Origin of the sequence: Burkholderia sp. WP9 (genome assembly GCF_900104795.1) — a bacterium.
Classification (GTDB): domain Bacteria; phylum Pseudomonadota; class Gammaproteobacteria; order Burkholderiales; family Burkholderiaceae; genus Paraburkholderia.
In genome coordinates, this window is the sequence record NZ_FNTG01000002.1 from 3,001,091 (window position 1) to 3,026,430 (window position 25,340).

General features: G+C 61.9%; 26 protein-coding genes. 16 read left to right on the forward strand and 10 right to left on the reverse strand.

The features are described from left to right. Positions 1-86: 86 nt before the first annotated feature. The gene (locus tag BLW71_RS41230) at positions 87-440 is read left to right on the forward strand and encodes a hypothetical protein (RefSeq protein WP_143048417.1); all 354 of its coding nucleotides are present in this window, start codon (positions 87-89) and stop codon (positions 438-440) included. A gap of 309 nt (positions 441-749) precedes the next feature. Next, positions 750-1,070 (forward strand): hypothetical protein, encoded by a 321-nt coding sequence (locus BLW71_RS34515; RefSeq protein WP_091807675.1) that lies wholly within the window; start codon positions 750-752, stop codon positions 1,068-1,070. Positions 1,071-1,180: 110 nt separating this feature from the next. On the opposite strand, the gene BLW71_RS34520 is transcribed toward BLW71_RS34515, so the two are convergent. Further along, a complete protein-coding gene (locus tag BLW71_RS34520; protein ID WP_091807677.1) occupies positions 1,181-1,453 on the reverse strand; it encodes a hypothetical protein in 273 nt (90 codons plus the stop codon). Positions 1,454-1,837: 384 nt separating this feature from the next. On the opposite strand from BLW71_RS34520, the gene BLW71_RS34525 reads away from it, so the two are divergent. Then, positions 1,838-3,085 (forward strand): MFS transporter, encoded by a 1,248-nt coding sequence (locus BLW71_RS34525; RefSeq protein WP_091807679.1) that lies wholly within the window; start codon positions 1,838-1,840, stop codon positions 3,083-3,085. A gap of 76 nt (positions 3,086-3,161) precedes the next feature. Further along, positions 3,162-3,872: a lysophospholipid acyltransferase family protein gene (locus BLW71_RS34530; protein WP_091809231.1), complete on the forward strand. Its 711-nt coding sequence runs from the start codon at positions 3,162-3,164 to the stop codon at positions 3,870-3,872. Positions 3,873-4,030: 158 nt separating this feature from the next. Here the strand turns inward: BLW71_RS34530 and BLW71_RS34535 are convergent, their stop codons facing one another. Beyond that, entirely contained in the window at positions 4,031-4,315 is a 285-nt protein-coding gene (locus BLW71_RS34535; protein WP_091807682.1) for a hypothetical protein, read from the reverse strand. Between the two features lie 356 nt (positions 4,316-4,671). Here BLW71_RS34535 and BLW71_RS34540 point away from each other — a divergent pair, with 356 nt between their 5' ends. Both BLW71_RS34540 and lhpH read left to right on the forward strand, forming a co-directional pair. After that, the gene (locus BLW71_RS34540) at positions 4,672-5,793 is read left to right on the forward strand and encodes a branched-chain amino acid ABC transporter substrate-binding protein (RefSeq protein WP_091807684.1); all 1,122 of its coding nucleotides are present in this window, start codon (positions 4,672-4,674) and stop codon (positions 5,791-5,793) included. A gap of 33 nt (positions 5,794-5,826) precedes the next feature. Then, on the forward strand, positions 5,827-6,834 hold the full coding sequence (gene lhpH / locus BLW71_RS34545; protein WP_091807687.1) for a trans-3-hydroxy-L-proline dehydratase: 1,008 nt from the start codon (positions 5,827-5,829) through the stop codon (positions 6,832-6,834). Between the two features lie 36 nt (positions 6,835-6,870). Here the strand turns inward: lhpH and BLW71_RS34550 are convergent, their stop codons facing one another. Further along, positions 6,871-7,080: a hypothetical protein gene (locus BLW71_RS34550; protein WP_091807690.1), complete on the reverse strand. Its 210-nt coding sequence runs from the start codon at positions 7,078-7,080 to the stop codon at positions 6,871-6,873. A 459-nt stretch (positions 7,081-7,539) separates the two neighbouring features. Here BLW71_RS34550 and BLW71_RS34555 point away from each other — a divergent pair, with 459 nt between their 5' ends. From BLW71_RS34555 to lra1, 4 genes are all read left to right on the forward strand, one after another. Then, the gene (locus BLW71_RS34555; RefSeq protein WP_091807692.1) at positions 7,540-8,292 is read left to right on the forward strand and encodes an SDR family NAD(P)-dependent oxidoreductase; all 753 of its coding nucleotides are present in this window, start codon (positions 7,540-7,542) and stop codon (positions 8,290-8,292) included. 97 nt (positions 8,293-8,389) lie between these two features. Next, a complete protein-coding gene (locus BLW71_RS34560; RefSeq protein ID WP_091807694.1) occupies positions 8,390-9,718 on the forward strand; it encodes an MFS transporter in 1,329 nt (442 codons plus the stop codon). A 37-nt stretch (positions 9,719-9,755) separates the two neighbouring features. After that, positions 9,756-10,934, forward strand: coding sequence for an L-rhamnonate dehydratase (gene rhmD, locus BLW71_RS34565; protein WP_091807696.1), 1,179 nt, complete (start codon positions 9,756-9,758; stop codon positions 10,932-10,934). A 116-nt stretch (positions 10,935-11,050) separates the two neighbouring features. Next, a complete protein-coding gene (gene lra1, locus BLW71_RS34570; RefSeq protein WP_007177649.1) occupies positions 11,051-11,833 on the forward strand; it encodes an L-rhamnose 1-dehydrogenase Lra1 in 783 nt (260 codons plus the stop codon). 15 nt (positions 11,834-11,848) lie between these two features. On the opposite strand, the gene BLW71_RS34575 is transcribed toward lra1, so the two are convergent. Next, on the reverse strand, positions 11,849-12,850 hold the full coding sequence (locus BLW71_RS34575) for a LysR family transcriptional regulator (protein ID WP_091807698.1): 1,002 nt from the start codon (positions 12,848-12,850) through the stop codon (positions 11,849-11,851). Positions 12,851-12,981: 131 nt separating this feature from the next. On the opposite strand from BLW71_RS34575, the gene rhaM reads away from it, so the two are divergent. From rhaM to rhaS, 6 genes are all read left to right on the forward strand, one after another. Then, the gene (gene rhaM, locus BLW71_RS34580; RefSeq protein ID WP_091807700.1) at positions 12,982-13,305 is read left to right on the forward strand and encodes an L-rhamnose mutarotase; all 324 of its coding nucleotides are present in this window, start codon (positions 12,982-12,984) and stop codon (positions 13,303-13,305) included. Positions 13,306-13,383: 78 nt separating this feature from the next. After that, the gene (locus BLW71_RS34585) at positions 13,384-14,277 is read left to right on the forward strand and encodes an amidohydrolase family protein (protein ID WP_091807702.1); all 894 of its coding nucleotides are present in this window, start codon (positions 13,384-13,386) and stop codon (positions 14,275-14,277) included. A 35-nt stretch (positions 14,278-14,312) separates the two neighbouring features. Further along, positions 14,313-15,863: a sugar ABC transporter ATP-binding protein gene (locus tag BLW71_RS34590; RefSeq protein WP_091807704.1), complete on the forward strand. Its 1,551-nt coding sequence runs from the start codon at positions 14,313-14,315 to the stop codon at positions 15,861-15,863. Next, complete coding sequence (locus BLW71_RS34595) at positions 15,860-16,918, forward strand: ABC transporter permease (RefSeq protein WP_091807706.1); 1,059 nt, start codon at positions 15,860-15,862, stop codon at positions 16,916-16,918. The genes BLW71_RS34590 and BLW71_RS34595 overlap by 4 nt, the downstream gene beginning before the upstream one ends. After that, positions 16,911-17,927: an ABC transporter permease gene (locus tag BLW71_RS34600; RefSeq protein WP_091807709.1), complete on the forward strand. Its 1,017-nt coding sequence runs from the start codon at positions 16,911-16,913 to the stop codon at positions 17,925-17,927. The genes BLW71_RS34595 and BLW71_RS34600 overlap by 8 nt, the downstream gene beginning before the upstream one ends. Positions 17,928-18,018: 91 nt before the next feature. Beyond that, positions 18,019-19,026: a rhamnose ABC transporter substrate-binding protein gene (rhaS, locus tag BLW71_RS34605; RefSeq protein ID WP_091807711.1), complete on the forward strand. Its 1,008-nt coding sequence runs from the start codon at positions 18,019-18,021 to the stop codon at positions 19,024-19,026. 108 nt (positions 19,027-19,134) lie between these two features. Here the strand turns inward: rhaS and BLW71_RS34610 are convergent, their stop codons facing one another. The 6 genes from BLW71_RS34610 to BLW71_RS34635 all read right to left on the reverse strand — a co-directional run bounded on the left by BLW71_RS34610 (position 19,135) and on the right by BLW71_RS34635 (position 25,202). Then, positions 19,135-19,461 (reverse strand): STY0301 family protein, encoded by a 327-nt coding sequence (locus BLW71_RS34610; protein ID WP_091807713.1) that lies wholly within the window; start codon positions 19,459-19,461, stop codon positions 19,135-19,137. Next, entirely contained in the window at positions 19,448-19,828 is a 381-nt protein-coding gene (locus tag BLW71_RS34615) for a BPSL0067 family protein (protein WP_011492223.1), read from the reverse strand. The genes BLW71_RS34610 and BLW71_RS34615 overlap by 14 nt, the downstream gene beginning before the upstream one ends. 200 nt (positions 19,829-20,028) lie before the next feature. Continuing rightward, positions 20,029-21,105: a porin gene (locus tag BLW71_RS34620; protein WP_091807714.1), complete on the reverse strand. Its 1,077-nt coding sequence runs from the start codon at positions 21,103-21,105 to the stop codon at positions 20,029-20,031. A gap of 80 nt (positions 21,106-21,185) precedes the next feature. Beyond that, positions 21,186-22,253 (reverse strand): ABC transporter ATP-binding protein, encoded by a 1,068-nt coding sequence (locus BLW71_RS34625; RefSeq protein WP_091807716.1) that lies wholly within the window; start codon positions 22,251-22,253, stop codon positions 21,186-21,188. Beyond that, positions 22,246-24,015 (reverse strand): ABC transporter permease, encoded by a 1,770-nt coding sequence (locus BLW71_RS34630; RefSeq protein WP_091807718.1) that lies wholly within the window; start codon positions 24,013-24,015, stop codon positions 22,246-22,248. The genes BLW71_RS34625 and BLW71_RS34630 overlap by 8 nt, the downstream gene beginning before the upstream one ends. A 98-nt stretch (positions 24,016-24,113) precedes the next feature. Next, the gene (locus tag BLW71_RS34635) at positions 24,114-25,202 is read right to left on the reverse strand and encodes an ABC transporter substrate-binding protein (RefSeq protein WP_091807720.1); all 1,089 of its coding nucleotides are present in this window, start codon (positions 25,200-25,202) and stop codon (positions 24,114-24,116) included. Between the last annotated feature and the right edge of the window lie 138 nt (positions 25,203-25,340).

Genomic DNA, 25,340 nt, shown 5'->3' on the forward strand with positions numbered 1-25,340 from the left:
TCTAAAGCGTCCAGCGTTCTGTCAATTACAGATTGCAAGGGGAAACCGCGACAGCATCGAGCCCATATAGATGGGGACGGCCCGCGGTGTGGTTATCGATTGAAGGAAATCCAAAGGCAGCGTCAGAAAAAAACGTCGTTCCCTATATCGCGGCGCAGCATATGGCCGAACCCGCCGCCTATCAAACCAGGTTATCAGTCAATGGATATTCGAGCAGCTCCACTGCGCGACAGATAAGGCTGGATGAGCCTCATGCCCACAAGGGAGGAAACGTTATTGACGATGCATTGATTGCGGATGACCGGTTTCATCTCCACGCTCCGTCTCTCGCCGGTGCCTCGCGCGGGGCCGATTATTTACGTTATGCCAGCATCATAACGCACTGTGTGGCCAAAGCACGTGCAGGGTCGATTGATTTTGTTTCAAATGCACGCTTTTGAACTCGCCCGCCGCGTTGGACCACGCCGGGTGTTCCGCGATTGAATTCCTGAGTGGCCGAGCTATAAAGAAACAGCGGAGCCAAAATCCGCACTTCCAGCCTGCGACGACTGATTCCGGCCAGTGGCGAGAACGCGTCCGACATCGGTTGCAGGTCTGGCAAGCTGTTACCCGTTTAGTTCGATGACTCGCCGCAGCAGTTCGCATCGACATCGACTCGTCCGCCAGCCCTATCGGGCCGCCGGGCGTCTTTTCACGGACCGATTGTCTGGAGGACGAGAACTGCTGCGCCGGATTCAAGGAGTCTGGACATGAAACTACGATTATTGATGGCGGCGGCCAGCGCCGTGCTCGTTCTCGCGCCGCAAACGGCGAGCGCGCAGGAGATGCAAAGCCCGCAGGCCGCCGGACTGTCGAGCAGCGCAATGATGCAACGGAACGCGAACGAATCGGCGCAGGCCACGACCGATATTTCGTTCGGCGAACCGGCAGGGGGCATGGATGCCGGCGCCCAACCGGTGCAGAACGTGTCCTATGGAGGCGTGGCAGCGGGGCAGTCGGAGGCAGGAGGCCGGCAAAGCCAACGATGCGCTTCTTCCGGGCCGCAATGCAGTGTCTATTTTGGTCAATGACAGATTCGTCTTTGGGAATGCGGTGTGCATTGCAGGCATCGCATTCCCGCCACTTCCTCGTCGCTTCCCCGTCGCTTCCCCGTCGCTTCCCATCACGCTGTGCTTATTGATTAAGCGAGCGACATGCCGTGCAGCGAATGACCGGCGCGTTCGCGTAGACGTCCCATCATCGCGTCGAGATCATGGCCCTGCACCGTGGCGCGTTCGGCGAAACCACGGAATTCATCCAGCAGTGCGCGCCACGACGCATGCCAGCGCGTTTCCCTGATGCACGTTCCCGCTGAATTGGCGATGCGCAACACGCCGTTGTCCGGATAAAAGGTGACGGTGACCGGCATGCCGTCGATCACGCAAGTGGCGGTGCAGGGGCGGGTGCTAACCATGGGCGATGTCCTCGTTGTGATAAGCGGTTGAATGCGCGTTAAACGCTGACGTGGCCTTCAGCAAACGCTGTGCCCAAACGTGCCCATTTGAATTCGGCAGAAATCGAAGCGTCATGCTCGCGCGGGTTGCAGGCGCAAGCGCCGCACGAATAACCCCACGCGTGACCGCAATTTTCCGGAGTCGTCAGCGGGCGATTTAATACGATGTTATGGTGTATTCCATTCGGGTTTTCACTCGCTAATCTTCCAGACTGCACTCGCATCGCTGCCGGCAAGCAGGCCAATATGGCCTGCTTTTTTCATCGTGCCTGCGCTTCGCGAATGGATTAGCGCGGTGTGGCCGCTCCAATCCCATCTGTTGTTTAGAGACTCGCTAACAATACTATGTTGATCGAAGATACTCTCCCGTCCAGCAGTGCCTCGCTGGACGACGGCGCCCCGTCGTCCCTGCGATCGTGGCTTGCCGTCCTCGCCGTCGCGGTCGGCGCTTTTGCTTTCGTCACGACGGAATTTCTACCGGTCGGACTGTTGCCGCGGGTCGCCGCGGAACTCGGCGTACTGCCCGGCACGGCCGGCCTGATGGTCACCGTGCCCGGCGTCATCGCGGCCATCTCAGCACCTGGCTTGATGCTGGTGGCGGGGCGCATGGATCGGCGGCGGGTATTTCTTTTACTGACAGCTTTGCTGCTCGCTTCGAATCTGATTTCGGCGTTTGCGCCGAATTTTCTCGTCATGCTGCTCGGGCGCGCGCTGCTCGGCGCTGCATTGGGCGGTTTCTGGACGCTGGCCACGGCGGCGTCGGTGCGGCTCGTGAAGCCGAGAGATTCGGCGCGAGCCATGGCGACGATCCTCACCGGCGTCACCTGCGCAACCGTGATCGGCGTGCCGCTCGGCACGTTCATCGCGAGCTTTGCGTCGTGGCGCGAATCGTTCATGGCAACCGGCGTGCTGGTCGCTATCGCGCTCGTCGCGCAGTTCTTCTTCGTGCCGTCTTTGCCTTCGGAGGCCGCGTTGCGCCTGCGCGACCTGGTGGCGCTGCTGCGCCGGCCGCATCCGCGCCGAAGCATGTTGATGGTGGCACTCGTATTCGGTGCGCACTTTTCGTCGTACACGTACATCACGCCTTTCCTGCTGCACAACGCGAATCTGGACATGTCGACGATCACGTGGCTGCTGCTCGGCTTCGGCATGATCGGTTTCTTCTCGAACTTCGCCGTTTCGTCGACGGTGACGCGCAACCTGAAAGTGTCGCTAGCCGTGATGGTTTCGCTGCTGCTGTTCGCGCTGGTATCGCTGCCACTGCTTCAGCATTCGACGATCGGCGTCGTGGCGCTGGTGCTCGCGTGGGGCATTTCGTTCGGCGCGTTGCCGCTGTGCTTCAGCATCTGGATTCAGCGCGCTACGCCCGACTCACCCGAAGCAGGTTCGGCATTGTTCGTGAGCATCATTCAGGTTGCGATTGCGCTGGGGTCGCTGGTGGGCGGCGTGGTGGTGGACCATGTGGGTATTTCCGCCGACTTCATGCTGGGCAGCGGTCTCGCGTTACTGGGGCTCGCCGCGCTCGCGAGCTTCGGCCGCAGTAAGCAGACTGTCGCGGCTGAGGCGTTGGCTTGCCCCGCGTGCACGGACTAATGATCGGCGGCTCGGCACAGTCTCAATGCGTTACGGTGATATTCTTGCGCCGCTTACCCACCCGATCCAGGTCCTGATGCGCTCTACTATCACCAAATGGCTGTTTATTGTTTACCTGCTCGGTAGCGGGACGCTGTATTCCATTGTCATTCTCCTGCTGTTTCCCTTCGTCGGACGGGCTGGACGATATTGGCTCGCGAAACAGTGGTGCCGTGCGCTGGTTTTCGTCATGCGCTGGCTGCCCGGCGTGTCATGTTCGATCGAGGGGCTCGAACATCTTCCCGACGGCCCCGCGATCATTCTGTGCCGTCATGAGTCGACTTGGGAAACGCTCGCGTTTCTCGCGCTGATTCCACGCCGCATCAGTTTCGTGTTCAAGGAAGACCTGCTGCGTATCCCGTTCTTTGGCTGGGTGCTGCGCGGTCTCGACATGGTCAGCCTGAACCGTGGCTCGGCCCGGCAGGCTCACCAGGCTGTGACGAAGGAAAGCGCGGAGAGGCTGGCAAAGGGCGATGTCGTCGTCATTTTTCCGGAAGGGACGCGGGTGCTTCACGATGCCCCGTTGAGAATGACATCGGGCGGCGTTCGACTGGCGTGTGCGACCGGCGTGCCTGCTGTTCCTGTGGTGTTGAACGCGGGTAAGGTCTGGCCGACGAAAGGCTGGCCTGACCGACGTGGGCATATTCGCGTGGTTATCGGACCACCGCTCTCGCCTCGGGAGATGACGCAGCAAGAGTTGAGTCATGCCGTTCACGACTGGATGAAAAACGAACTGGAGCGGCTCTGACGATTCTCGGCGCTGACTTTCGGTCGTGATCGTTGGCCTGCAGTTTCGGCGTTGACTCTCAGCCGAGACTCTCAACCCGGCCGCGCCCCAGATCGTCTGGACACTCAGCACCGCACGCGCAGGCCCGCCACGTCCGGCACGAGTGTCGCTGTGAATCGTTACTGCCCGGTCTTGGTCGACTGGGCGCCGTCGTCCGGCGACATGCCGGGCATGGTGGAGGCGCCGGTGTCGGCATGCTTTGTCATGTCGCCGGGAACTCGGTTCCAGGGGCTCGAGATAGGCTCGCTGTGGTAGGTCATGCCTGATGTGGCGGCGCCGTGAGAGCCGCCGCTGCCGTTTCCACCATTGCCATTGCCTCCAGCCTGCGCAACCATAGCGGCGCACGCACAGAGCGATGCGACACCAACCCGCGCCAGCAGGACTTTGAGCGTTAACTTTTCCATAACATTTCTCCAGCGATTCCGGCGCATGCTTCAGCACGCCCCGAAGCTTCATCTACCGCTAAAGACTGACTGATTGCGCAGCGGCGAAGCGCAAACAGCTGCTCGGGTCTGAATGACGCGGAAGTACGCCGCGTTCAGCCGCAAGCCACTGGTCAACCATGGGTCAGCGCCGGAATAAACAGAGCGGCGCTGGAGCCGGATATCCACCGGCTTGGCTGATATACGCGCGATAGTCGTGGCTGGATTCGAAAATTACTCGCGACGTGATCCGAAAGTGGCCGCCGTTCTGGGCGTTAGATTGAATTGGCGCCGAATTGAGCATATGGTGATTGCTCCCCAGTCCAATCGGAGTTCGTATGCGACGTCTTGCAATGACTGCGGCCGCATTGATGGCCGCTGGTTTCACCCTGTCCGCGACGGCCCAGGTCGTCGTCACCATCGGTCATTCGGCTCCGCTCACGGGCCCGCAAGCGCCGAACGGCAAGGACAACGAGAACGGCGCGCGGCTCGCCATCGACGAACTGAACAAGGCAGGAGTAAGCGTCGCCGGGCAGAAGGTCACCTTCAAGCTGGATTCGCAGGACGACCAGGCCGACCCGAAAATCGGCGTGCAGGTTGCGCAGAAACTGGTAGACAGCGGCGTCGTCGCTGTCGTTGGACCGTACAACTCGGGCGTGGCGATTCCGGCCTCGCGCGTCTACAACGCCGGAAACGTGCCGATACTGCCCGTTGCATCCAACCCGGCGCTGACCAAGCAGGGCTTCAAGAACATCTTCCGTATCGGCGCGAGCGACGAACAACTCGGCGGCACGATGGGGCAATTCGCCGCGAAGACGTTGAAGGCCAAAACGGCCGCCGTGATCGACGACCGCACGGCCTACGGTCAAGGCGTGGCGGAGCAGTTTACGAAGGTTGCCAAGGCGAACGGCATTCAGATCGTGGACCAGGAATTCACCAGCTCGTCGGCCACCGACTTCCTCGGCATTTTGACGAACATCAAGTCCAAAAATCCTGACGTGATCTTCTTTGGCGGATACGCGGCGCAAGGCGCGCCGATGGCCAAACAGATGCGCCAGCGCGGGCTCAGGGCGAAGCTGCTGGGCGGCGACGGAATCTGCTCGGCCGACATGGGCAAGGTTGCCGGCGACGCGGCGTCGATCGTCTACTGTGCCCAAGGCGGCATTGCGCTGGAGAAAACACCGGCCGGTCGCGAGTTCCTGCAGAAGTACAAGGCCGCGTACAACATCGATACCCAGGTCTACGCCGTGAGCTACTACGACGGCGTGAAGTTGCTCGCCGACGCCATGGTGAAGGCCGGGACGACCACGGACAAGGCGAAGCTGACCGCGCAACTCGCGAAGGAGAACTATAAGGGCGTCGCGGGCACCTATTCGTTCGACGAGTTCGGCGATCTGAAGGGCGCGCCGACCACCGTGTACACGATCAAGAACGGCTTGCCGGTTCCGTACGGTCAGTAACGGCAAGCGACCCAGCCACTTCACGAAGCAAACATGAAAATTTCACGCACGATCCAGACTGTCGAAGTCCACACCGGCGGAGAGGCATTCCGCATTGTCACCAGCGGTTTGCCGCGTCTGCCTGGCGACACGATCGTCAAGCGGCGCGCGTGGCTGAAGGAAAACGCCGACGATATCCGCCGGGCTCTGATGTTCGAGCCGCGTGGGCATGCCGACATGTACGGCGGATATCTGACGGAACCGGTCAGCCCCGGCGCTGATTTCGGCATCATCTTCCTTCATAACGAGGGGTATAGCGACCATTGCGGCCACGGCGTCATCGCGCTGTCGACGGCGGCGGTCGAACTGGGTTGGGTGCAGCGTCAGATACCCGAAACGCGCATCGGCATCGATGCGCCGTGCGGCTTCATCGAAGCCTTTGTGAAGTGGGACGGCGAGCACGCGGGCAACGTTCGCTTCGTCAACGTGCCGTCGTTTATCTGGAAGCAGGACGTGACCGTAGAGACGCCGTCGTTCGGTTCGGTGACCGGCGATATCGCATTCGGCGGCGCGTTCTACTTTTATACCGACGGAGCGCCGCATGGTCTCGAAGTGCGGGAATCGTCGGTGGAAGAACTCGTGCGCTTCGGTGCCGAAGTCAAGGAGGCGGCAAACAGGGCGTTTCCCGTCGAGCACCCGCATATTCCGGAGATCAATCACATCTACGGCACCATCATTGCGAATGCGCCGCGGCACGCGGAGTCGACGCAAGCCAACTGTTGCGTGTTTGCGGACCGCGAGGTGGACCGTTCACCAACCGGTTCCGGGACCGGCGGGCGGGTCGCGCAGCTTTATTTGCGTGGCAAGTTGGGCAAGGACGACACGCTGGTGAACGAGTCGATTATCGGCACGGTATTCAAAGGGCGTGTTCTCAGCGAGACGACCGTGGGTGATTTCAAGGCCGTGATTCCGGAGGTGGAAGGCAATGCTTTTGTCTGCGGCCTGGCAACCTGGCTACTGGATGAGCGTGATCCGCTCACCTATGGGTTCCTTGTTCGATAGGTCAGGCATCGGGTGGCAGCCGGCGGCGGCGACCGCTCAATGGGCTGTTTCGATAACGCTCCAGATTCGTTCGTCGGAATCACCGGCGAATTGTCTGGCGATAATGGCCCGGCATTTGTCGCAGCGGTAGTGCTCGAGAACGAGCGCGCCGTTGCGCTCCGCCACGCCAATCAGGGTGAGGTTTTCCTGCCGTTGAACATCGACGGGCCGGCCGTCGATATCGGAGCATCCATCGCAGACTTTCATGGCGCCTCCTGACGTTCGCATCCATCGTTCAAAAGAAGCCCGCGCGAAGCGGGCGAAGACTGATGCACCCGCTGAGGAGACAACGCGGGCCAAGTCAGTATCCGGCGCGATCGGACGGTTGTGCAAGTGCAAAAAAATAAACTAAAAAGGGGGCGACCACACAGGGGGGACCGTTGCCCGCGCGCGATTTCCGCGTAATTCATCTTCCCGCCGGCACCGTCTGGATGGGCCGACCGGGCACTTGCGCCTCTACGCGCGCCGTTTGCCCGCTCTGCGAAACCGTGCCGCCTGGTTCGCTGCACCGCACACGACTCCCGATCCACTTTTGTTATCACCCGCTCCAATACTCGGATTGTTAGCGCATCGCGCCGCTCGTATATTGGCTGGACCAGCAGCACAGACAGCCGGATACAACAACACAAAGGCATGCCGTTCAGGCCTGCCAACAGGAGCACAGCGATGAATCGAATCGATCTGGAGGGGCGCGTAGTCGCCATTACCGGCGGCGCGCGTGGTATCGGCTACGCAGTGGCGCAGCGGGCACTCAACTCGGGCGCGTCGGTCGCGCTATGGGATGTGGACGCCGAACGTCTTGCCCGCAGTCAGCGTGAGCTGAGCGAATTGGGCAAAGTCACCGCGATCTCAGTCGAACTGACACAGGAAGCCGCCGTCGCACAGGCCGTGGCGCAAACCGTTGCCGATCACGGGGCGATCGACGTGTTGATCAATTGTGCCGGCATCACCGGCGGCAATGGCACCACGTGGGAACTGGAGCCCGACATCTGGCGCCGCGTGATCGATGTCAACCTGATCGGCCCGTATCTGACCTGCCGCGCGGTCGTGCCGCAAATGCTCAAGCAGGGCTATGGCCGGATCGTCAATATCGCCTCGGTGGCGGGCAAGGAGGGCAACCCTAACGCCTCGCATTACAGCGCCTCCAAGGCCGGACTCATCGGCTTGACCAAATCGCTCGGCAAAGAACTCGCGACGAAGAACATTCTCGTCAATGCGGTCACGCCCGCCGCGGCTAAAACCGAGATCTTCGATTCGATGTCGCAGCAACACATCGACTACATGCTTTCGAAGATTCCCATGAACCGCTTCCTGTTGCCCGAAGAAGCGGCGTCGTTGATTCTGTGGCTCTCGTCCGAGGACTGCGCGTTCAGTACCGCTTCCGTATTCGACCTGTCCGGCGGCCGCGCAACCTACTGAGCCGGCGCGGCGTCGCACCTGCGTTAGCACGGTAGCGCTACACAAGAAAAGAAACCCGCAGAGCCGCCACCCGCGCGTGCTCTGCGAAGGAGACGACATGGACACGCATGCGCCCGTTTCACTCGAGGCGATCAACGGCAAGGTAATGCGCCGGCTACTGCCGTTTCTACTGCTGATGTATGTGCTGGCGTTCCTCGACCGCGCCAACATTGGTTTCGCGCAAAAGGCTTTGCAGCACGACACAGGTTTGTCGAATGCGGCGTTTGCCTTCGGTGCGGGCGTGTTTTTCGTCGGCTATGCATTGTTCGAAGTCCCGAGCAATCTGCTGTTGCATCGGGTTGGCGCGCGCGCCTGGATGTGCCGGATCATGGTGACATGGGGAATCGTGTCGGCCGCGATGAGCCTCGCGCATACGCCCACCGCGTTCTATACGCTGCGGTTTCTGCTCGGCGTCGCCGAGGCGGGTTTCTTTCCGGGCGTGATCTATTACCTCACACACTGGTTTGCGCAGTCGTCCCGGGCGCGTGCAGTGGGCGTGTTTTATTTCGGCGCGCCGCTGGCGTTTATTTTCGGCAGCCCGTTGTCGGGGTCGCTGCTCGAATTGCATGGCGCGCTGGGTCTTGCCGGCTGGCAATGGCTCTTTCTGGTGGAGGGCGTGCTGGCTTCGCTGGTGGGCGTGTGGGCGTTCTGGTATCTCGACAATCGCCCCGAAGACGCGCGTTGGCTCGAACCGCAGGAGCGCGCCACCTTGCGTAGCGCACTCGAAGACGATGCGCGTGTCGCGTCCGCGCACGGCCCGCATAACATTCTGGCCGCCCTGGTGGACCGGCGTGTGTTGCTGCTGTCGGCGATCTATCTGCTGATCCAGATGAGTGTGTATGGCGTGATTTTTTATCTGCCGCAACAGGTGGCGGCGTTCCTTGGAACGACGGTCGGCTTGCGTGTGGGTCTCGTCGCGGCGCTGCCATGGCTGTGTGCGCTGGCTGTGACGTGGTACGTGCCGCGCCGCGCGGATCGCACCGGTGGGCATCGGCGTTGGGCGGTGGCGTTGCTGATCGTCGCCGGGCTCGGCATTGGTGTGTCCGGACTCGCGAGAAGTCCTTCCGTCGGCTTACTCGCGCTGTGTTGTGCCGCGAGCGGTTTCATTGCCGCGCAGCCGCTTTTCTGGACGTTTCCCACGCGTCACCTCACAGGCGCGGCCGCGGCGGGCGGTATCGCGTTGATCAATTCGCTCGGCGGGCTCGGCGGTTTCATTGCGCCGAGCTTGCGCACCGCGGCGGAACATGCCTTTTCGTCGAAGTCGGCGGGATTGGTCGTGCTGGGCATGTCGAGTCTGCTCGCCGCGCTTTTGATCGGCACGCTATTGCGGCGCGACGCCGCCCAGCCGGGCGCAACTTTCAAAACCTTACTGCATCGCGCCCGCTAGGCGCTCGCTCGACGCACTCATAACGGAGCCTCCATACATGGCCATGCCTACCATTCGGCACGTGCGTGCCTTCATCGTCCGCGGCGGCGGTGCGGATTATCACGACCAACCCGGCGGACACTGGATCGACGATCACATCTCCACGCCGATGGCGCGTTATCCGGAGTATCGCCAGAGCCGCCAGTCATTCGGTATCAATGTGCTGGGCACGCTCGTGGTGGAGATCGAAGCGAGCGACGGCACCGTGGGTTTTGCGGTGACGACGGGTGGCGAGATCGGCGCGTTCATCGTCGAGAAACATCTCGCGCGTTTTCTCGAAGGGCAACTCGTTACCGACATCGAGAAAATGTGGGATCAGATGTACTTCTCGACTCTGTATTACGGTCGCAAAGGGGTCGTGCTGAATACGATCTCGGGCGTCGATCTCGCGTTGTGGGATCTGCTCGCGAAAGTGCGCAAGGAGCCGGTGTACCAGCTATTAGGCGGTCCGGTGCGCGACGAATTGGTGTTCTATGCGACCGGCGCGCGGCCCGATCTGGCGAAGGAGATGGGATTCATCGGCGGCAAGCTGCCGTTGCAGCACGGTCCCGCCGAAGGCGAAGCGGGCCTCAAGAAGAATCTGGAAAAGCTCGCTGACATGCGCAGCCGGGTGGGCGACGACTTCTGGCTGATGTACGACTGCTGGATGAGCCTCGATGTGCCGTATGCCACGCGGCTCGCGCAAGCGGCGCACGAGTATGGCCTGAAATGGATCGAAGAGTGCCTGCCGCCCGACGACTACTGGGGTTACGCCGAACTGCGCCGCAATGTGCCACGCGGCATGATGGTGTCGACCGGCGAACACGAAGCAACGCGCTGGGGCTTTCGCATGTTGCTGGAGATGCAATGCTGCGATCTGATTCAACCGGATGTCGGCTGGTGCGGCGGCATTACCGAGTTGATCAAGATCTCCGCGCTAGCGGATGCCCACAATGTGATGGTCGTGCCGCACGGTTCGTCGGTGTATAGCTATCACTTCGTGGTGACGCGGCACAATTCGCCGTTTGCCGAGTTTCTGATGATGGCGCCCAAAGCCGACGAAGTCGTGCCGATGTTCACGCCACTGTTGCTCGATGAACCCGTGCCCGTGAACGGGCGCATGAAGGTGCCGGACGCGCCGGGCTTCGGCGTGAGGCTGAATCCGGAATGCGCGTTGGTGCGGCCTTACGCGCGTTGAGTTCGCGATGAGTTCGCGATGAGTTCACGATGAGTGCGTGTTGATTACTTGTTGTCGGGTCGAGCCGCGCCGTGCGCGTCACCCGTCGCAAATTCGAACCCTGAAAGGAGAATGACGTGCTGCTCAAGGACAAGGTCGTGATCGTCACCGGCGGGTCGCGTGGTATCGGCCGCGCGATAGCCGTTGCGTGCGCAACCGAAGGCGCGGACGTGGCGATCAACTACTGGGGCGACAACGACGCATCGTATGGACGCCGTTCCGCCGTTGCGGAAGTGGTCGGTGAAATCGAGGCGCTGGGGCGGCGCGTGATTGCGATCGAAGGCAACGTCGCCGCGCGCGAAACCGGTCAGCAACTGGTGCGCCACACGGTCGAGGCGTTCGGCAAAGTCGACGTGCTGGCCAGCAACGCGGGCATCTGTCCGTTTCATGCTTTTCTCGACATGCCGCCGGAGGTGCTGGAATCGACGGTGGCTGTCAATCTGAACGGCGCGTTCTATGTGACGCAAGCCGCCGCGCAACAGATGAAAGCGCAGGGCACGGGCGGCGCGATCGTGGCGACAAGTTCGATCAGCGCGCTGGTGGGCGGCGGCATGCAGACGCATTACACGCCGACCAAAGCGGGCGTGCATTCGTTGATGCAATCCTGCGCGGTCGCATTGGGACCATATGGCATTCGCTGCAACTCGGTGATGCCCGGCACCATCGCCACCGATCTGAACGCTGAAGACCTCGCCGACGAAGCCAAAAAAGCCTACTTCGAAAAACGCATCCCGCTCGGCAGACTGGGCCGCCCGGAAGATGTCGCCGATTGCGTGACGTTCCTCGCCTCCGACCGCGCGCGCTATGTGACGGGCGCTGCGCTGCTGGTGGACGGCGGCCTTTTCGTCAACCTGCAATAACGCGCGATGCCGATTTCAGTTCACCGGAGCCGAAGCCGCGACCAGGGAGTCAGATGCGGCCGCGGCGGTGTCGTCGCGTTTGAGTTTGTGCGAGAAGCCGCGCAACAGGTCGATGAAACGCAGCGCCGGTTCAGCCAGCGGCTCTTCCTTGCGCGTGAGAATGCCGAAGCCCGAAAGACTCTTGCCGATTTCGAGCGGCAACGCAACCAGCAGTTTGCCGCGCAAATGATCGCGCACCACCGACTCGGGCAGCATGGCCACCGCATCGTAATTCTCGAGCAATTGCAGCGTAGCGAAGATCGACGCGCATTCGGTCAGATTCACCGGCGTGGCCAGTCCCGCGCGCGCCAGTTCCTCTTCGAACAGCACGCGCGCCGGACTGGTGACGGGCTGCGCCACCCACGGCCAGTCGATCAGCTCACGCAAGCTGACGCGCGCGCGCTGCGCGAGCGGATGCACCGCACGCACCACGAGCAGCAGCGTTTCGCGCGCGAGCGGCTCGAAACTGAAATCGTTGTGTTGCAGCGGGCTGGTCAGGCGCCCGAGCGCCAGATCGACTTCGCGGCGATGCAGCAATTGCACGACCTGGTCACTGGTCTCGCCGAGAATGCGCACGTTCAACAGCGGGCTTTCGGTTTTCAGCGCGGCGACCGCCATGGCCAGCAGATCGGGCGCGGCGCCCATGATCGCGCCGACCGTCAGTTGGCCGTGACCGCCGCGGCGTTTGACGTCGAGGTCTTCGGCGAAACGGGTCAGTTCCGCCAGTGCACGCCGGGCATAGGCCAGCGTGACGACGCCAAGCGGCGTGGGCGTCATGCCGCGCGCGTTGCGCTCGAACAGCAGAAAGCCGAATGCTTCTTCGATATCGCCGAGCATGCGGCTCGCGCTCGGCTGGGCCACGTTGACGGCCTCTGCGGCCTGATGGAGATTGCGCGCGTCGTCGAGCGCGACGAGCAGCGCGAGGTGCTTGAATTTGAGCCGATTGACGAGTGCGACAGTTGCTGAGTGTTGGCTCATGGGTCGGGTGCGATTCGGTTTGTGGATCGCCCAATCCCAACAACGGATTGAGATGCTATCGACGCTGGAATTATAGTCGCATCAGGCGCTTCTCCGAGAAAGCGCTCCGATACGACGGGAGACAGGCCGCAATGGAAACAATTGCTTTCCGGATGGTGCTCAACCCCGGCATGCGCGAGGAATACGAACGACGTCACGCGCAAATCTGGCCCGAACTGGTTGATGCATTGCACAATGCCGGCGTGCGCGATTACCGGATTTTCTTCGACCCGGACTCGCACCATCTCTTCGCCGTGCTGACGCGAAACAACCATCACACCATGGACGAACTGCCGCAACTCGAGGTCATGCGCAAATGGTGGGATTACATGGCTGACATCATGCACACGGCGCCGGATCACACGCCGCTTCAGCAGCCGCTCGAACCGGTCTTTCACCTGAACTCGCTGAGTTGAGCCGACTTGATCTGATTGCCGCTCAGCAGACTTACATGATCTGACTCGAAACGATCTTCACCGGACGGAGGATGTCGCATGCAGGTGGTCGATTCGCATATCCATTTGTGGGATCTGAAAACGCATCGCTATCCGTGGCTGGAAAACCCGGGCGTGTCGTTCGTGGGCGATGCGCGTGACTTGAAGCACGACTACCTGCTGGACGATCTGCTGGGCGAGGCGGGCGATATCGAGGTACTGAAACTGGTGCACGTGGAAGCGAATCACGATCCCACCGATCCGGTCGAAGAAACGCGCTGGCTGCAATCCATTGCGGATCGCAAGGAATCGCGCGGCATGCCGAACGCGATCGTCGCCGCGGTGGATCTGTCCGCGCCGAATGCGCCGGCCGTGCTCGAAGCGCATGCGTCGTTCGCGAATACGCGTGGCATCCGGCAGATTCTGAACGTGCACGAGAACAAGCTGTTCGATTACGTCGGCCGTCATTTCATGCGCGAGCCGCAATGGCGCGAACACTTCGCGTTGCTGCGCCGTTACGACATGTCGTTTGATCTGCAACTGTATCCGTCACAGATGGAAGAAGCGGCGGCGTTGGCGCGCTCGCATGGCGACACGCAATTCGTGATCAACCACGCGGGCATGTTCGTGGACCGTAATAGCGTGGCGGGCTATCGCGCCTGGCGCGACGGCATGCGCCTGCTCGCCGGTTGCCGCAATGTCGCGGTGAAGATCAGCGGACTCGCGATGTTCGATCACCAGTGGAGTGTTGAAAGCCTGCGGCCGTATGTGCTCGAAACGATCGATACGTTCGGCGTCGAGCGCGCGATGTTCGCCTCGAATTTTCCCGTCGACCGGCTGTTCGGCTCTTACGCGGATTTGTGGCATGCGTATGCATCGATCGTGGATGGCGCGAGCGTCGCCGAGAAAGAGGCGCTGTTTTGCCGTAATGCGGAACGTTGCTACCGCATCTGAAGGGCATTGGAACGCGAAAAAGAAGGAGACACGCTGTGCAGCAAGCCACATCCTCAGTGCCGCGGCTCGAATTGCGGCACGCGAGTAAATCATTCGGCCGGGTTCGCGCGCTTTCCGACGGCGATCTCGCGCTATGGCCGGGAGAGGTGCATGCGTTGCTCGGCGAGAACGGCGCGGGCAAATCGACGCTCGTGAAGATTCTCGCGGGCGTGCATCAGCCGGATACCGGCGAGTTGCTGGTGGACGGCGTGGCGCGCCGCTTCGCGACACCCGCTGAAGCGCGCGACGCCGGGCTCGCGGTCATCTATCAGGAACCGACGCTGTTCTTCGATCTGTCGATCGCGGAGAACATCTTCATGGGGCGGCAGCCGGTGGACCGGATCGGCCGCATTCAATACGACGCGATGCGCCGCGAGGTGGATGGCTTGCTGGCGTCGCTCGGTGTCGATCTGCGCGCCGATCAGCTGGTGCGCGGTTTGTCGATTGCCGATCAGCAGGTGATCGAAATTGCCAAGGCGTTGTCGCTGAACGCCAACGTGCTCATCATGGACGAACCGACCGCCGCGTTGTCGCTGCCCGAAGTGGAGCGGCTCTTTGCGATCGTGCGCAAGCTGCGCGAGCGTGACGTGGCGATTCTGTTCATCACGCACCGGCTCGACGAAGTATTCGCGCTGACACAGCGCGTCACGATCATGCGCGACGGCGCGAAAGTTTTCGACGGTCTGACCGCCGATCTCACCACTGAGTCGATCGTGGCCAAAATGGTCGGGCGCGATCTGGAAACCTTCTATCCGAAAGCCGACCAGCCGCCTGGGGAAGTGCGCCTGTCGGTACGCGGCCTCACGCGCGTGGGCGTCTTCAAGGACATTTCCTTCGACGTGCGCGCGGGCGAGATCGTGGCGCTGGCCGGGCTGGTCGGCGCGGGGCGCAGCGAAGTCGCGCGCGCGATCTTCGGCATCGATCCGCTCGACTCGGGCGAAATCTGGATTGCCGGCAAGCGTCTGACGGCAGGCCGGCCCGCCGCCGCGGTGCGCGCCGGACTTGCGCTCGTGCCGGAGGACCGCCGGCAACAAGGACTCGCGCTGGAATTGAGCATTGCGCGCAATGCCTCGATGACCGTGCTCGGGCGGCTCGTCAAACACGGCCTCATCTCGACGCGCAGCGAGACGCAACTCGCCAACCAATGGGGCACGCGTTTGCGTCTCAAGGCGGGCGACGCGAACGCGCCGGTCGGCACGTTGTCGGGCGGCAATCAGCAGAAAGTCGTGCTCGGCAAATGGCTGGCAACCGGGCCGAAAGTGTTGATCATCGACGAACCCACGCGTGGGATCGACGTCGGCGCGAAGGCCGAGGTGTATAGCGCGCTCGCCGAACTGGTGCGCGACGGCATGGCGGTGCTGATGATCTCGAGCGAATTGCCGGAAGTACTCGGCATGGCCGACCGCGTGCTGGTGATGCACGAGGGACGTATCAGCGCGGATATAGCGCGTGCCGACGCTGACGAGGAACGCATCATGGGCGCCGCACTTGGCCAACCCGTCGGCCATCCAGTCCAACCGATTCCACCGCTGGGACACGCCGCATGATGCGCCATTCTTCCACCCATCCCGCGCCGGTCCATCCGCCGGTCGCGAAGCGCGCGGCGGGCTCGCCGGGCGGCTTTGCCGCAAGCATCGCAAAGAGCCGCGAAACAACGTTGTTCGTCGTGCTGATTCTGCTGATTGTGGGCACTGGGCTCGCGAAACCGCAGTTCCTGAACCTGCAGAACCTGCGCGACGTGCTGCTGAACGTGTCGATCATCAGCTTGCTGACGGCCGGCATGACCGTGGTGATCCTGATGCGGCATATCGATCTGTCGGTCGGCTCGACGGTCGGCATCAGCGCGTATGCGGTCGGCAGCCTGTATGTCGCGTTTCCGCAGATGCCGGTGATCGTCGCGTTGGCTGCGGGGCTTGCCATCGGTCTCGTGGCGGGCGGCATCAATGCGCTGCTCGTCGCGGTGGGACGCGTGCCGTCGCTGGTGGCGACGCTATCCACGCTGTACATTTTTCGCGGTGCGGACTATGCGTGGGTGCATGGCGGGCAGATCAACGCCACCAGCCTGCCCGATGCTTTCTCTCGTCTCGCGACTGGAACGTTGCTCGGCATTCCGACGCTCGCGCTGATCGCGATCGTCGTGCTGGCCGGTCTCGCCGTGTATCTGAAGCAGTTTCGCGGTGGCCGCGAACACTACGCGATCGGCTCGAATCCGGAGGCGGCGCGTCTCGCCGGTGTGAACGTGGAGCGTCGCGTGATGGCGGGATTTCTGCTCTCTGGCGCGATTGCCGGTTTTGCGGGCGCGTTGTGGCTGGCGCGCTTCGGCACCGTGGATGCCAGCACCGCGAAGGGCATCGAATTGCAAGTGGTGGCCGCCGCCGTGGTGGGTAGTGTCGCAATCACTGGCGGCGTCGGCACGATTCTCGGCGCGACGTTGGGCGCGCTCGTGCTCGGCGTGATCAGCATCGCGCTGGTCGTGCTGCACGTGTCGCCATTCTGGGAGCAGGCCATCGAGGGCGCGCTGATCGTCGCCGCGATTACCGCCGATACCTTGCTGGCCCGCTCCGTCGCCAAACGCATGATGAGGAAACGCGATCATGGCTAAACCCGATTCCGCGCTGCTCACGCGCAAACGCGAAACGCCGCTGCAATGGGAAGTGTTGCTGGTGATCGTGCTGATTCTCTCGCTCGCGCTCGGGCGGTTGCTGTCGCCGGTGTTTCTCACCGGCGCGAATCTGAGCAACGTGCTGGCGGATCTGACCGAAATTGCGTTGATGGCGCTGCCGATGACGCTGATCATCGTCGCCGCCGAAATCGATCTGTCGGTGGCCTCGGTGCTCGGCGCGTCCAGCGCGTTGATGGGCGTGCTATGGCACATGGGCTTGCCGATGCCGCTCGTGATCGTGCTGGTGCTGATCGCGGGAGCCTTGGCCGGTCTGCTGAACGGCCTCGTGATCGTCAAGCTCAATCTGCCTTCGCTCGCGGTCACGATCGGCACGTTGGCGCTGTTTCGCGGCCTCGCCTATGTGCTGCTCGGCGACCAGGCGGTGGCGGATTTCCCCGCGGCTTACACGGCGTTCGGCATGGACACGGTTGGTTCGAGTTTCATACCGCTGCCGTTTGTGATCGTGATCGTCGGCGCGGTGGTGTTCACCGTGCTGCTGCAGTCCACGGCGTTCGGCCGCAGTCTCTATGCGATCGGCGCGAATCCGACCGCCGCGGCGTTCTCCGGTATCGAAGTGGCAAAGATCCGCTTGCGCCTGTTCGTGCTGTCCGGCGCCATGAGTGCGCTGGCGGGCGTGGTCTATACGCTGCGCTTCACGAGCGCGCGGGGCGACAACGGTGAAGGTTTCGAGTTGTCGGTGATCGCGGCGGTGCTGTTCGGCGGTGTGAGCATTTTCGGCGGACGCGGGTCGATGATCGGCGTGCTGCTGTCGCTGCTGATTATCGGCGTGCTGAAAAACGCGCTGACGCTCGACGACGTATCCAGCGAAACGCTGACCATCGTGACCGGCGTGCTGCTGCTGGCCTCGGTGCTGATACCGAATCTGGTGGCGCGCTGGCGCGCGGCGCGCGACCGGCGTTTCATCGCGAAGTCCGCATCTTCAGTCTAAGTTTTTAGCCATGCCTGCATCTGCGAAGAGAAAGTCCAACAACCGATAACCCGGACAACGTCACGTCCAACAACAAGGCAGGAGACACTTCATGTTCAAACCTCTACGTCACACCGGCACCGCGGCGCTCTGCGTTGCGTTGATCGCGATCAGTTGCGCCGCGTCCGCCGCGGGCCTGAAAAGCGGTCTGAAAATCGCATTCGTGCCGAAGCAGATCAACAACCCCTACGAAGTGATCGCCGACGACGGCGGCATGACCGCGATCAAGGAGTTCGGCGGCGTGGGCAAAGCGGTGGGGCCGTCGGATGCGGGCGCGTCGTCGCAAGTGCAGTACATCAATACGCTGATTACGCAGCGCCAGGACGCGATCGTGATCGCAGCGAACGACGCCAATGCGGTGGTGCCGTATCTGAAGAAGGCGATGTCGCAAGGCATCAAGGTCGTGACCTTCGACTCGGACACGGCGCCCGAGGGCCGGCAACTGTTCGTCAACCAGGCGAACGCGGAAGGCATCGGCCGTGGCCAGGTTCAACTGGTAGCCAAGCTGATGGGCGGCGAGGGCGAGTTCGCCGTGCTGTCGGCCACGCCCAATGCGACCAATCAGAACACGTGGATCAAGTGGATGCAGGAGGAACTGAAAAAGCCCGAGTATTCGAAGATCAAGCTCGTGAAGATTGCCTACGGTAACGACGACGATCAGAAGTCATTTACCGAAACGCAAGGTCTGCTGCAGGCATATCCGAATCTGAAGGCGATCGTCGCGCCGACCACGGTCGGTATTGCCGCCGCCGCGCGTTATATCTCCACTTCGTCGAGTAAGGGCAAGGTGGCGGTGACCGGTCTCGGTACGCCGAACCAGATGCGTGCGTTCGTGAAGAACGGCACCGTGAAGGCGTTCCAGTTGTGGGATCCGGGTCAACTCGGCTACCTGGCTGCTTATGCCGCGGCGGCGCTGTCTTCGGGCACGATCAGCGGTAAGGAAGGCGAGTCGTTCGACGCCGGCAAGCTCGGCAAACGCACCATCGGGCCGCAAGGCGAAATCATTCTTGGGCCGCCTACTACGTTCGACTCGAGCAATATCGACAACTTTAACTTCTGAGTGGGCAAGCATCGCCACGCGACGTGAGGTGACGTGGCGCGGCGCGGCTGAAACTGTCCCGGGCCCGCCGGATGATCGTGGTGAAGATCCGGCAGCGCGATCCTCCTGTTACTTGCATTGCGCACGGAATGGCTTCATGCCTGCTGTACACATGCTCACGTTTTTTGCGTGAAGCGTGACGGTCCTGACTGTGTCTTTGTATTGACACACGAGATACGGATCAATGTTTTTGGTGTCCCAGCGATCTACACGACCAGCGGGTACGGGTGCAAGGCTCACCATCCGGTCTGGAGGCCCGTCGTACAGAGCCGCGTTGTTCAAGACATGCCGGACTCCGGAATCGAGCACATTGGCCGGACAGGCAAGCGGCGCGGCCACTGCGGCGCCGCTTGCCAACGCGTAGAACGACACACAAAGTTTCTTACTCGACCACATAGAATTGATCTCCGTCGTTAGCTTTCACTCCGTATCCGTTTCTGAAACGAATGGTCCGTTCGTGGGCTGGCTGCGCTGTATGTCCGTTCCACTGATCCAGAACCTGAATGCCGACTGCGTTGCGGCCCAGATAAATGGCTGCGTGACTGCGCCCGTCAGTGTGGTTTCCATACCTGCCGTTAGGGTCGAATGTTGCGATTACCGTTCCTGGGCTGATCAGGGTCGCGGTTCTTACATTTTCTCCCCGGTGCCACGCGGAAGAAGGTGGAGTGGAAACAACAGCGTGGACGAACGTCACGCATTGTCCGTTGCCGACAAGTTGTCCTTTAAGAGAACTTGCTTCGATCATATCTGCTACGTAAGACATTTTTTAGCCGTCTTATTCAGGTGGTTGCGGTAGCAGCCCACACCTTTGTGTACTGACTCATGTTCATGGTGGGCGCGGCGGGCGGATCAATTGTGGTTTCACATTAGCACCGTTTAATTTGAGAAAAATCTGCTTTGATGGTGTCAGAATTCATCGAGCGTGCCCGTTTCATCGCCGTGCGATTCGGCGGGCGAAAAGCTTCAGAAACGATGCTGTATACCCGCCGTCACGCCAGTTTGTGTATCCGCCACACCGATCAAATCGCGTGACAGACTGACAGCATTGTCATGCCTGGCCATCGCATAACCGCCCGCCATATACAGCACCGTGCGCTTGGACAGCGCGTACTGCGCGCGCAGCGAGAACAGCGTCGGATCGGCGTCGCTCGCGTCCTTGATGTCCTGATGGTAGACCGCAGCGAACAGCGAGAAGAACGGCGTCACCTCATATTGACCGCCGAGCCAGTACATGTCGCTGCGCAAAGTGGGCGCGGCGGTGTGGAACGTGCGCTGGTAGTTCCGATAACCGGCCATTGCCTTCACGGCGCCGAAGTCGTAGCTCAGGCCTGCGTGAATGCCCTGGATATAGTTGGTGGTATCGGCGGGCGTGACGCTGTCGTTCGCGCCGTTCTGCCGGTCGAAAGTCACGACTGCGGCGAACGGACCGGTCTCGTAGCCAAGAGCGAAGTCGTACTTCGAACTCGACTTCATGCTGCCCGGCACATTGCCGAAACCATACATCGCGCCGAACTTGAAACCGGAGAAAGTGCCGTCATAACGCACCGCGTTGGACGAGCGCGAGAACAGACCGTCCTTGCGGCCGCCCGTCGCCGTGGATGACGTCGCCCACGAGTAGTTCGGGGCATACCCCATTGGGTCGAACTGCAGCATGTAGTCGTACGTGGTCGTGAAATTGCGGCCGAGCGTGATTTGCCCGAAGCGGTTTTTCAGGCCAATGGTCGCGCGGCGGTCGAAGATTGCGCCGGAGCTGTCGTCGAACTGACCGTTGGCGATGTTGATGCCGCTCTCCAACTGGAACACCGCCTTCAGGCCGCCACCGAGATCCTCGACGCCGCGCAAACCCCAGCGCGAAGTGTTCTTGCCGCCCGACACGAGGCGCGTGGCGCCACCGGCTTTGCTGGCATGGTTCACGTACTCGACGCCCGCGTCGACGATGCCGTACAGGGTGACGCTCGATTGCGCGTGCGCGCCGGCTGCAAAACCGGCGAGTCCGGCGCAAGTGACGCCGACGGTCGCCTTCTTCATGCTCCACTTCATCAACAGTCTCCTGTGGTTGGTTTTTTACTTCGATTGGGCAGCCCCGAAGGAGAGGTCCTTCGGGGTCTGCATGCCGCGTTTCAGCTCGCCTGAGCGAAAGCCCAGCAGTCGTTGGCGGGGAATTCGATCCAGTGGCGGCCGGCCGCGCGCGGCACGTGGCCAAAGGCGCGCAAGCGCAGGTCGCCGCAATGGAACAGGTATTCCCAGCGGTCGCCGAGATACATCGACGTAACGAGGTCGGCTTCGAGCCGGTTCGCGCCGGGACCGTCGGCGACCTGCACGCGTTCGAGGCGGATCACGGCCTGCGCGTGCTGTCCGGCCGTGAGTGCTTCGCGTGCTTGCGCCTGCAGTTGCCAGCCGTCGCCGGCAAGCGTCACGCGTTCGCCGTCGACCGCGGCCACGCGTGCCTCGATGCGGTTGTTGCTGCCCATGAACTCGGCGGTGTAGAGCGAGCGGGGCGCGCCGTACAGTTCGGCGGGCGTGCCTTCCTGTTCGATGCGGCCGTTGCGTAGCAACAGAATGCGGTCGGACATCGCCATCGCTTCGGTCTGGTCGTGCGTCACGCACAACGCAGAGAGGCCCAGTGACACGATCAGCTCGCGCAGCCAGGCGCGGGCTTCCTCGCGCAGCTTGGCGTCCAGATTCGAGAGCGGTTCGTCGAGCAGAATCACCGGCGGGTTGTAGACCAGTGCTCGCGCAATCGCGACACGCTGTTGCTGGCCGCCGGATAGCTGATACGGATAACGCGCGGCGAGGTGGCCGAGGCCGAGTTGGTCGAGTGCGGCCTGCACGCGTTTTTTCTGCTCGGCGGGCGAGACGCGCCGCAGTTTCAATCCATAGCCGACGTTATCGGCCACGGTGCGATGCGGCCACAGCGCATACGACTGGAACACGAGTCCCAGCGAGCGCTGCTCGACCGGCAGATCGACATGCGCCGCGCCGTCGAAAAACGCCTGACCGTCCAGTTCGATGCGGCCCGACGACGGCTGTTCGAGTCCGGCCACCGCGCGCAACAGCGTGGTCTTGCCGCTGCCCGACGCGCCCAGCAGGCAGACCACTTCGCCGGGGTTCAGTTCGAACGACACGCCTTTGAGAATCGGGTTGTCGCCATAGCTCAGAAAGAGGTTGTCGACTGAGAGCTTATCCATGCAATTTCACTCCGAAGCGCAGCGCGACACCGAGTCCGGCGCCGACCATCGCGATGTTGATGACAGAAAGCGCCGCGACCTGATCGACCGACCCGGTGGCCCACAGCGACACGAGCAGCGCGCCGATCACTTCCGTGCCGGGCGAGAGCAGATAGACAGCGGTCGAATATTCGCGCTCGAAGATCATGAAAATCAGCAGCCACGCGGCGAGCAGGCCGAAGCGCACGAGTGGCAGCGTCACATCGAGACTGACGCGCGCACGCGTGGCGCCGACGCTGCGTCCCGCTTCCTCCAACTCAGGCCCGACTTGCAGCAGCGCGCTCTGAATCAGACGCATGCCGTAGGCGAGCCACACGACGGTGTACGCGATCCAGATGCTCCACATCGAGTTCTTCAGTTCCTTGAGGCCGGGCACGAAAAGAAACACCCACAGGAACGCGAGACCGGCGAGCAGGCCCGGCACCGCACGCGGCAGCAGCACGAGGTAATCGAGCAGGCGCGTGGCCCAGTCGTTGCGGCGATGACCGGCGAACGCCACCAGTGAATAGAAGCCGACCGCCAGCGCGCCGCCGAACACCCCGATGCCGAGCGTGTTGAGAATCGCGCGGACCAGGTTGTTCTGCTCGAACAGTTCCGTGAAGTTGGCAAGCGTGAGCGCATCCGCGAGATGCACGCCATGTCCCCAGTGCGTGACGAACGCACGTAACGTAATGCCGGAGATCGGCACGAACACCGTCAAGAATAGCCACAGCGCGACGATGCCGAGCGCGACCCAGCGCCACACGCCGAGCGGCAGCACGGTCTGCCGTCCCGCCTTGCCCTTGACTGTCACGAAGCGGTTCGCGCTCCTTAGCAGCCGGCGTTGCAGCAGCACGAGCGGGAACGTGATCGCGACGATGCACATCGCAACCGCGGCCATCAGGTGATACGAGGGCACGCCCAGCTTGTTGGTGAGCTTGTACAGATAGGTGGCCAGCACGAGGTGCCCTTCGGGATCGCCGAGTACGAGCGGCAAGCCGAATACTTCGAAGCCGAGGAAGAACACCAGCACGCCGGCGAACAGCAGCGCGGGCAGGGTCATCGGCAGGCTCACGTCGAGCGCGACGCGAAACGGCCGCGCACCGGCCACGCGGGCCGCTTCTTCGACATCCGAGCCGAGATTGCGCAGCGCCGCCGACGAATACAGGTACACGTGCGGCACATGCGTGAGGCCGACGATCACCGTGATGGCGAAAACCGAATAGACGGTCCACGGCGCTTGCGCGGTGCCGAACAGTTCCATCCACCAGACCGAGTAAAAACCGACCGGGCCGGCGGCGACCACGTAGCCGAAGGCGAGCACCATCGGCGAGACGAACACGGGCGTGAGCAGCAGCGGTTCGAGCCAGCGGCGGCCGGGCAGGTCGGTGCGCACCATCAGGAACGCGAGAATACCGCCGAGCGGAATCGAGATGAACAGCATCCCGGCCGCGATGACAAAGGAGTTTTTCAGCGCGGACCAGAAGTCCGGGTCGCTAAAAATGAATTCGAAGCCGGCGAGGCCGAGCGTGCGCTTTGCGTCGAAGAACGGCGCGCTCAGCACGCTTTGCAGCAGGATGAAGCCGAGTGGCAGCGCCACCGCCACGGTCAGCACCGCGATGACGAGCCAGCGCAGCAGTCCCATGAACGGTTGCAGTCCGCCGCGCGACAGCGCGCCGATGGAGCCGCCGTCTGCCGCGTGCGGTGGTGCCGCGCGGTGTCCGGTTGCGCTAGTGGAAAGCATGAGTGTCCCCCTGCGGCACAAAGCCGCATATCGACAGGTATGGAAGGAAGGGCGGCCGCGCGTGTCAGCGCGCGCGCCGCTGTGTCAAACGCGAAGGGCTAGCGCTTGATCGACTGTTGCCATTGCTTGAAGAATTCGAGGCGCTTCGACTGGTCGAGGTAGACCAGCAAGCCCGAGCCGATCGGGATCGGTTTGAGCGAGTCGCCGAGCTGCTTCGTGAGGCCGGCCATCGACGTTTCACCCTGCACGTCCGCGCGAATCGAGAACAGGCCCGCCTGATTCGCCAGCAAGGTCTGGCCGCGTTCCGAGAGCAGATAGTCGACCCACAGCTTCGCGGCGTTCGGGCTGTGTGCTTTCTTCGAGATCGTCACGAGCCGGCTGACAACTAGCGTGTAGTCCTTCGGATAGACGTAGCCGATCGACGGATCTTTCTTTGCTTTGGTCTGCGCGTACGAGCCGAGAATGTTGTAGCCGATCAGGTTCTCGCCCGAGGAAATGCGCTCCATCATCGCGCCGGTGCTTGATTGCAGCTTCGGGCCGGTGGCGCCAATGGCTTTCACCAGATTCCACGTGACCTGCGGATTGACGCGCACGTCCTGAGTCAGATAGTTGAAGCCGACGCCGGACTTTTCGATGTCGTAAGTGGTGACGCGGCCCTTGAACTGATCGGGCCTGGCTTGCAGCAGTTTGATCAGATCGGCGCGCGTTTGCGGCACGTCGCCGGGCGGCAGCAGGCGTTTGTTGTAGACGATCGCGAGCGGCTCGTAGGTGGTGCCGTAAGCCTGTTTCTGGTACTGCGCCCATTGCGGCAACTGATTCGTTTCGGGCGACTCGTAGGTGGCCATCAAGCCGTCGTTGACGAGCTTGACCTGCAGATCCATGGCTGAACTCCACAACACGTCGGCGCTGATGCTGCTCGCTGCGTTCTCGCTGATATAGCGGTTGTATAGCTCGGTGCTGCTCATGTCGTTGTAGTCGACCTTGACGCCATACATGCTTTCAAAGTCCTTGATGAGCGGACGCACCAGCGCGGTGTCCGTGACCGAGTAGACGATCAGCTTGCCTTCCTTTTTTGCGCCGTCGATAGTGGCCTGGTAATCGCCTGGATAGCCGGCCGGAATGGCTGCCCATGCGGAATTGACGGTGAATGCGACAGCTGCTGCGAGTACTTTCAAAGCGTTTTGCACGTCTTCCTCCAGATAACTTCGTGTTGGTTTTGTGTAGGCGAATGGTAAGAGGTCGGTGCTTTCTGAACGCTTTCAATTTTCGAGGGAAATGCGTCACAATGGTCGAATTCGCCTCATGGATTTCCCTGGGATTCTGCT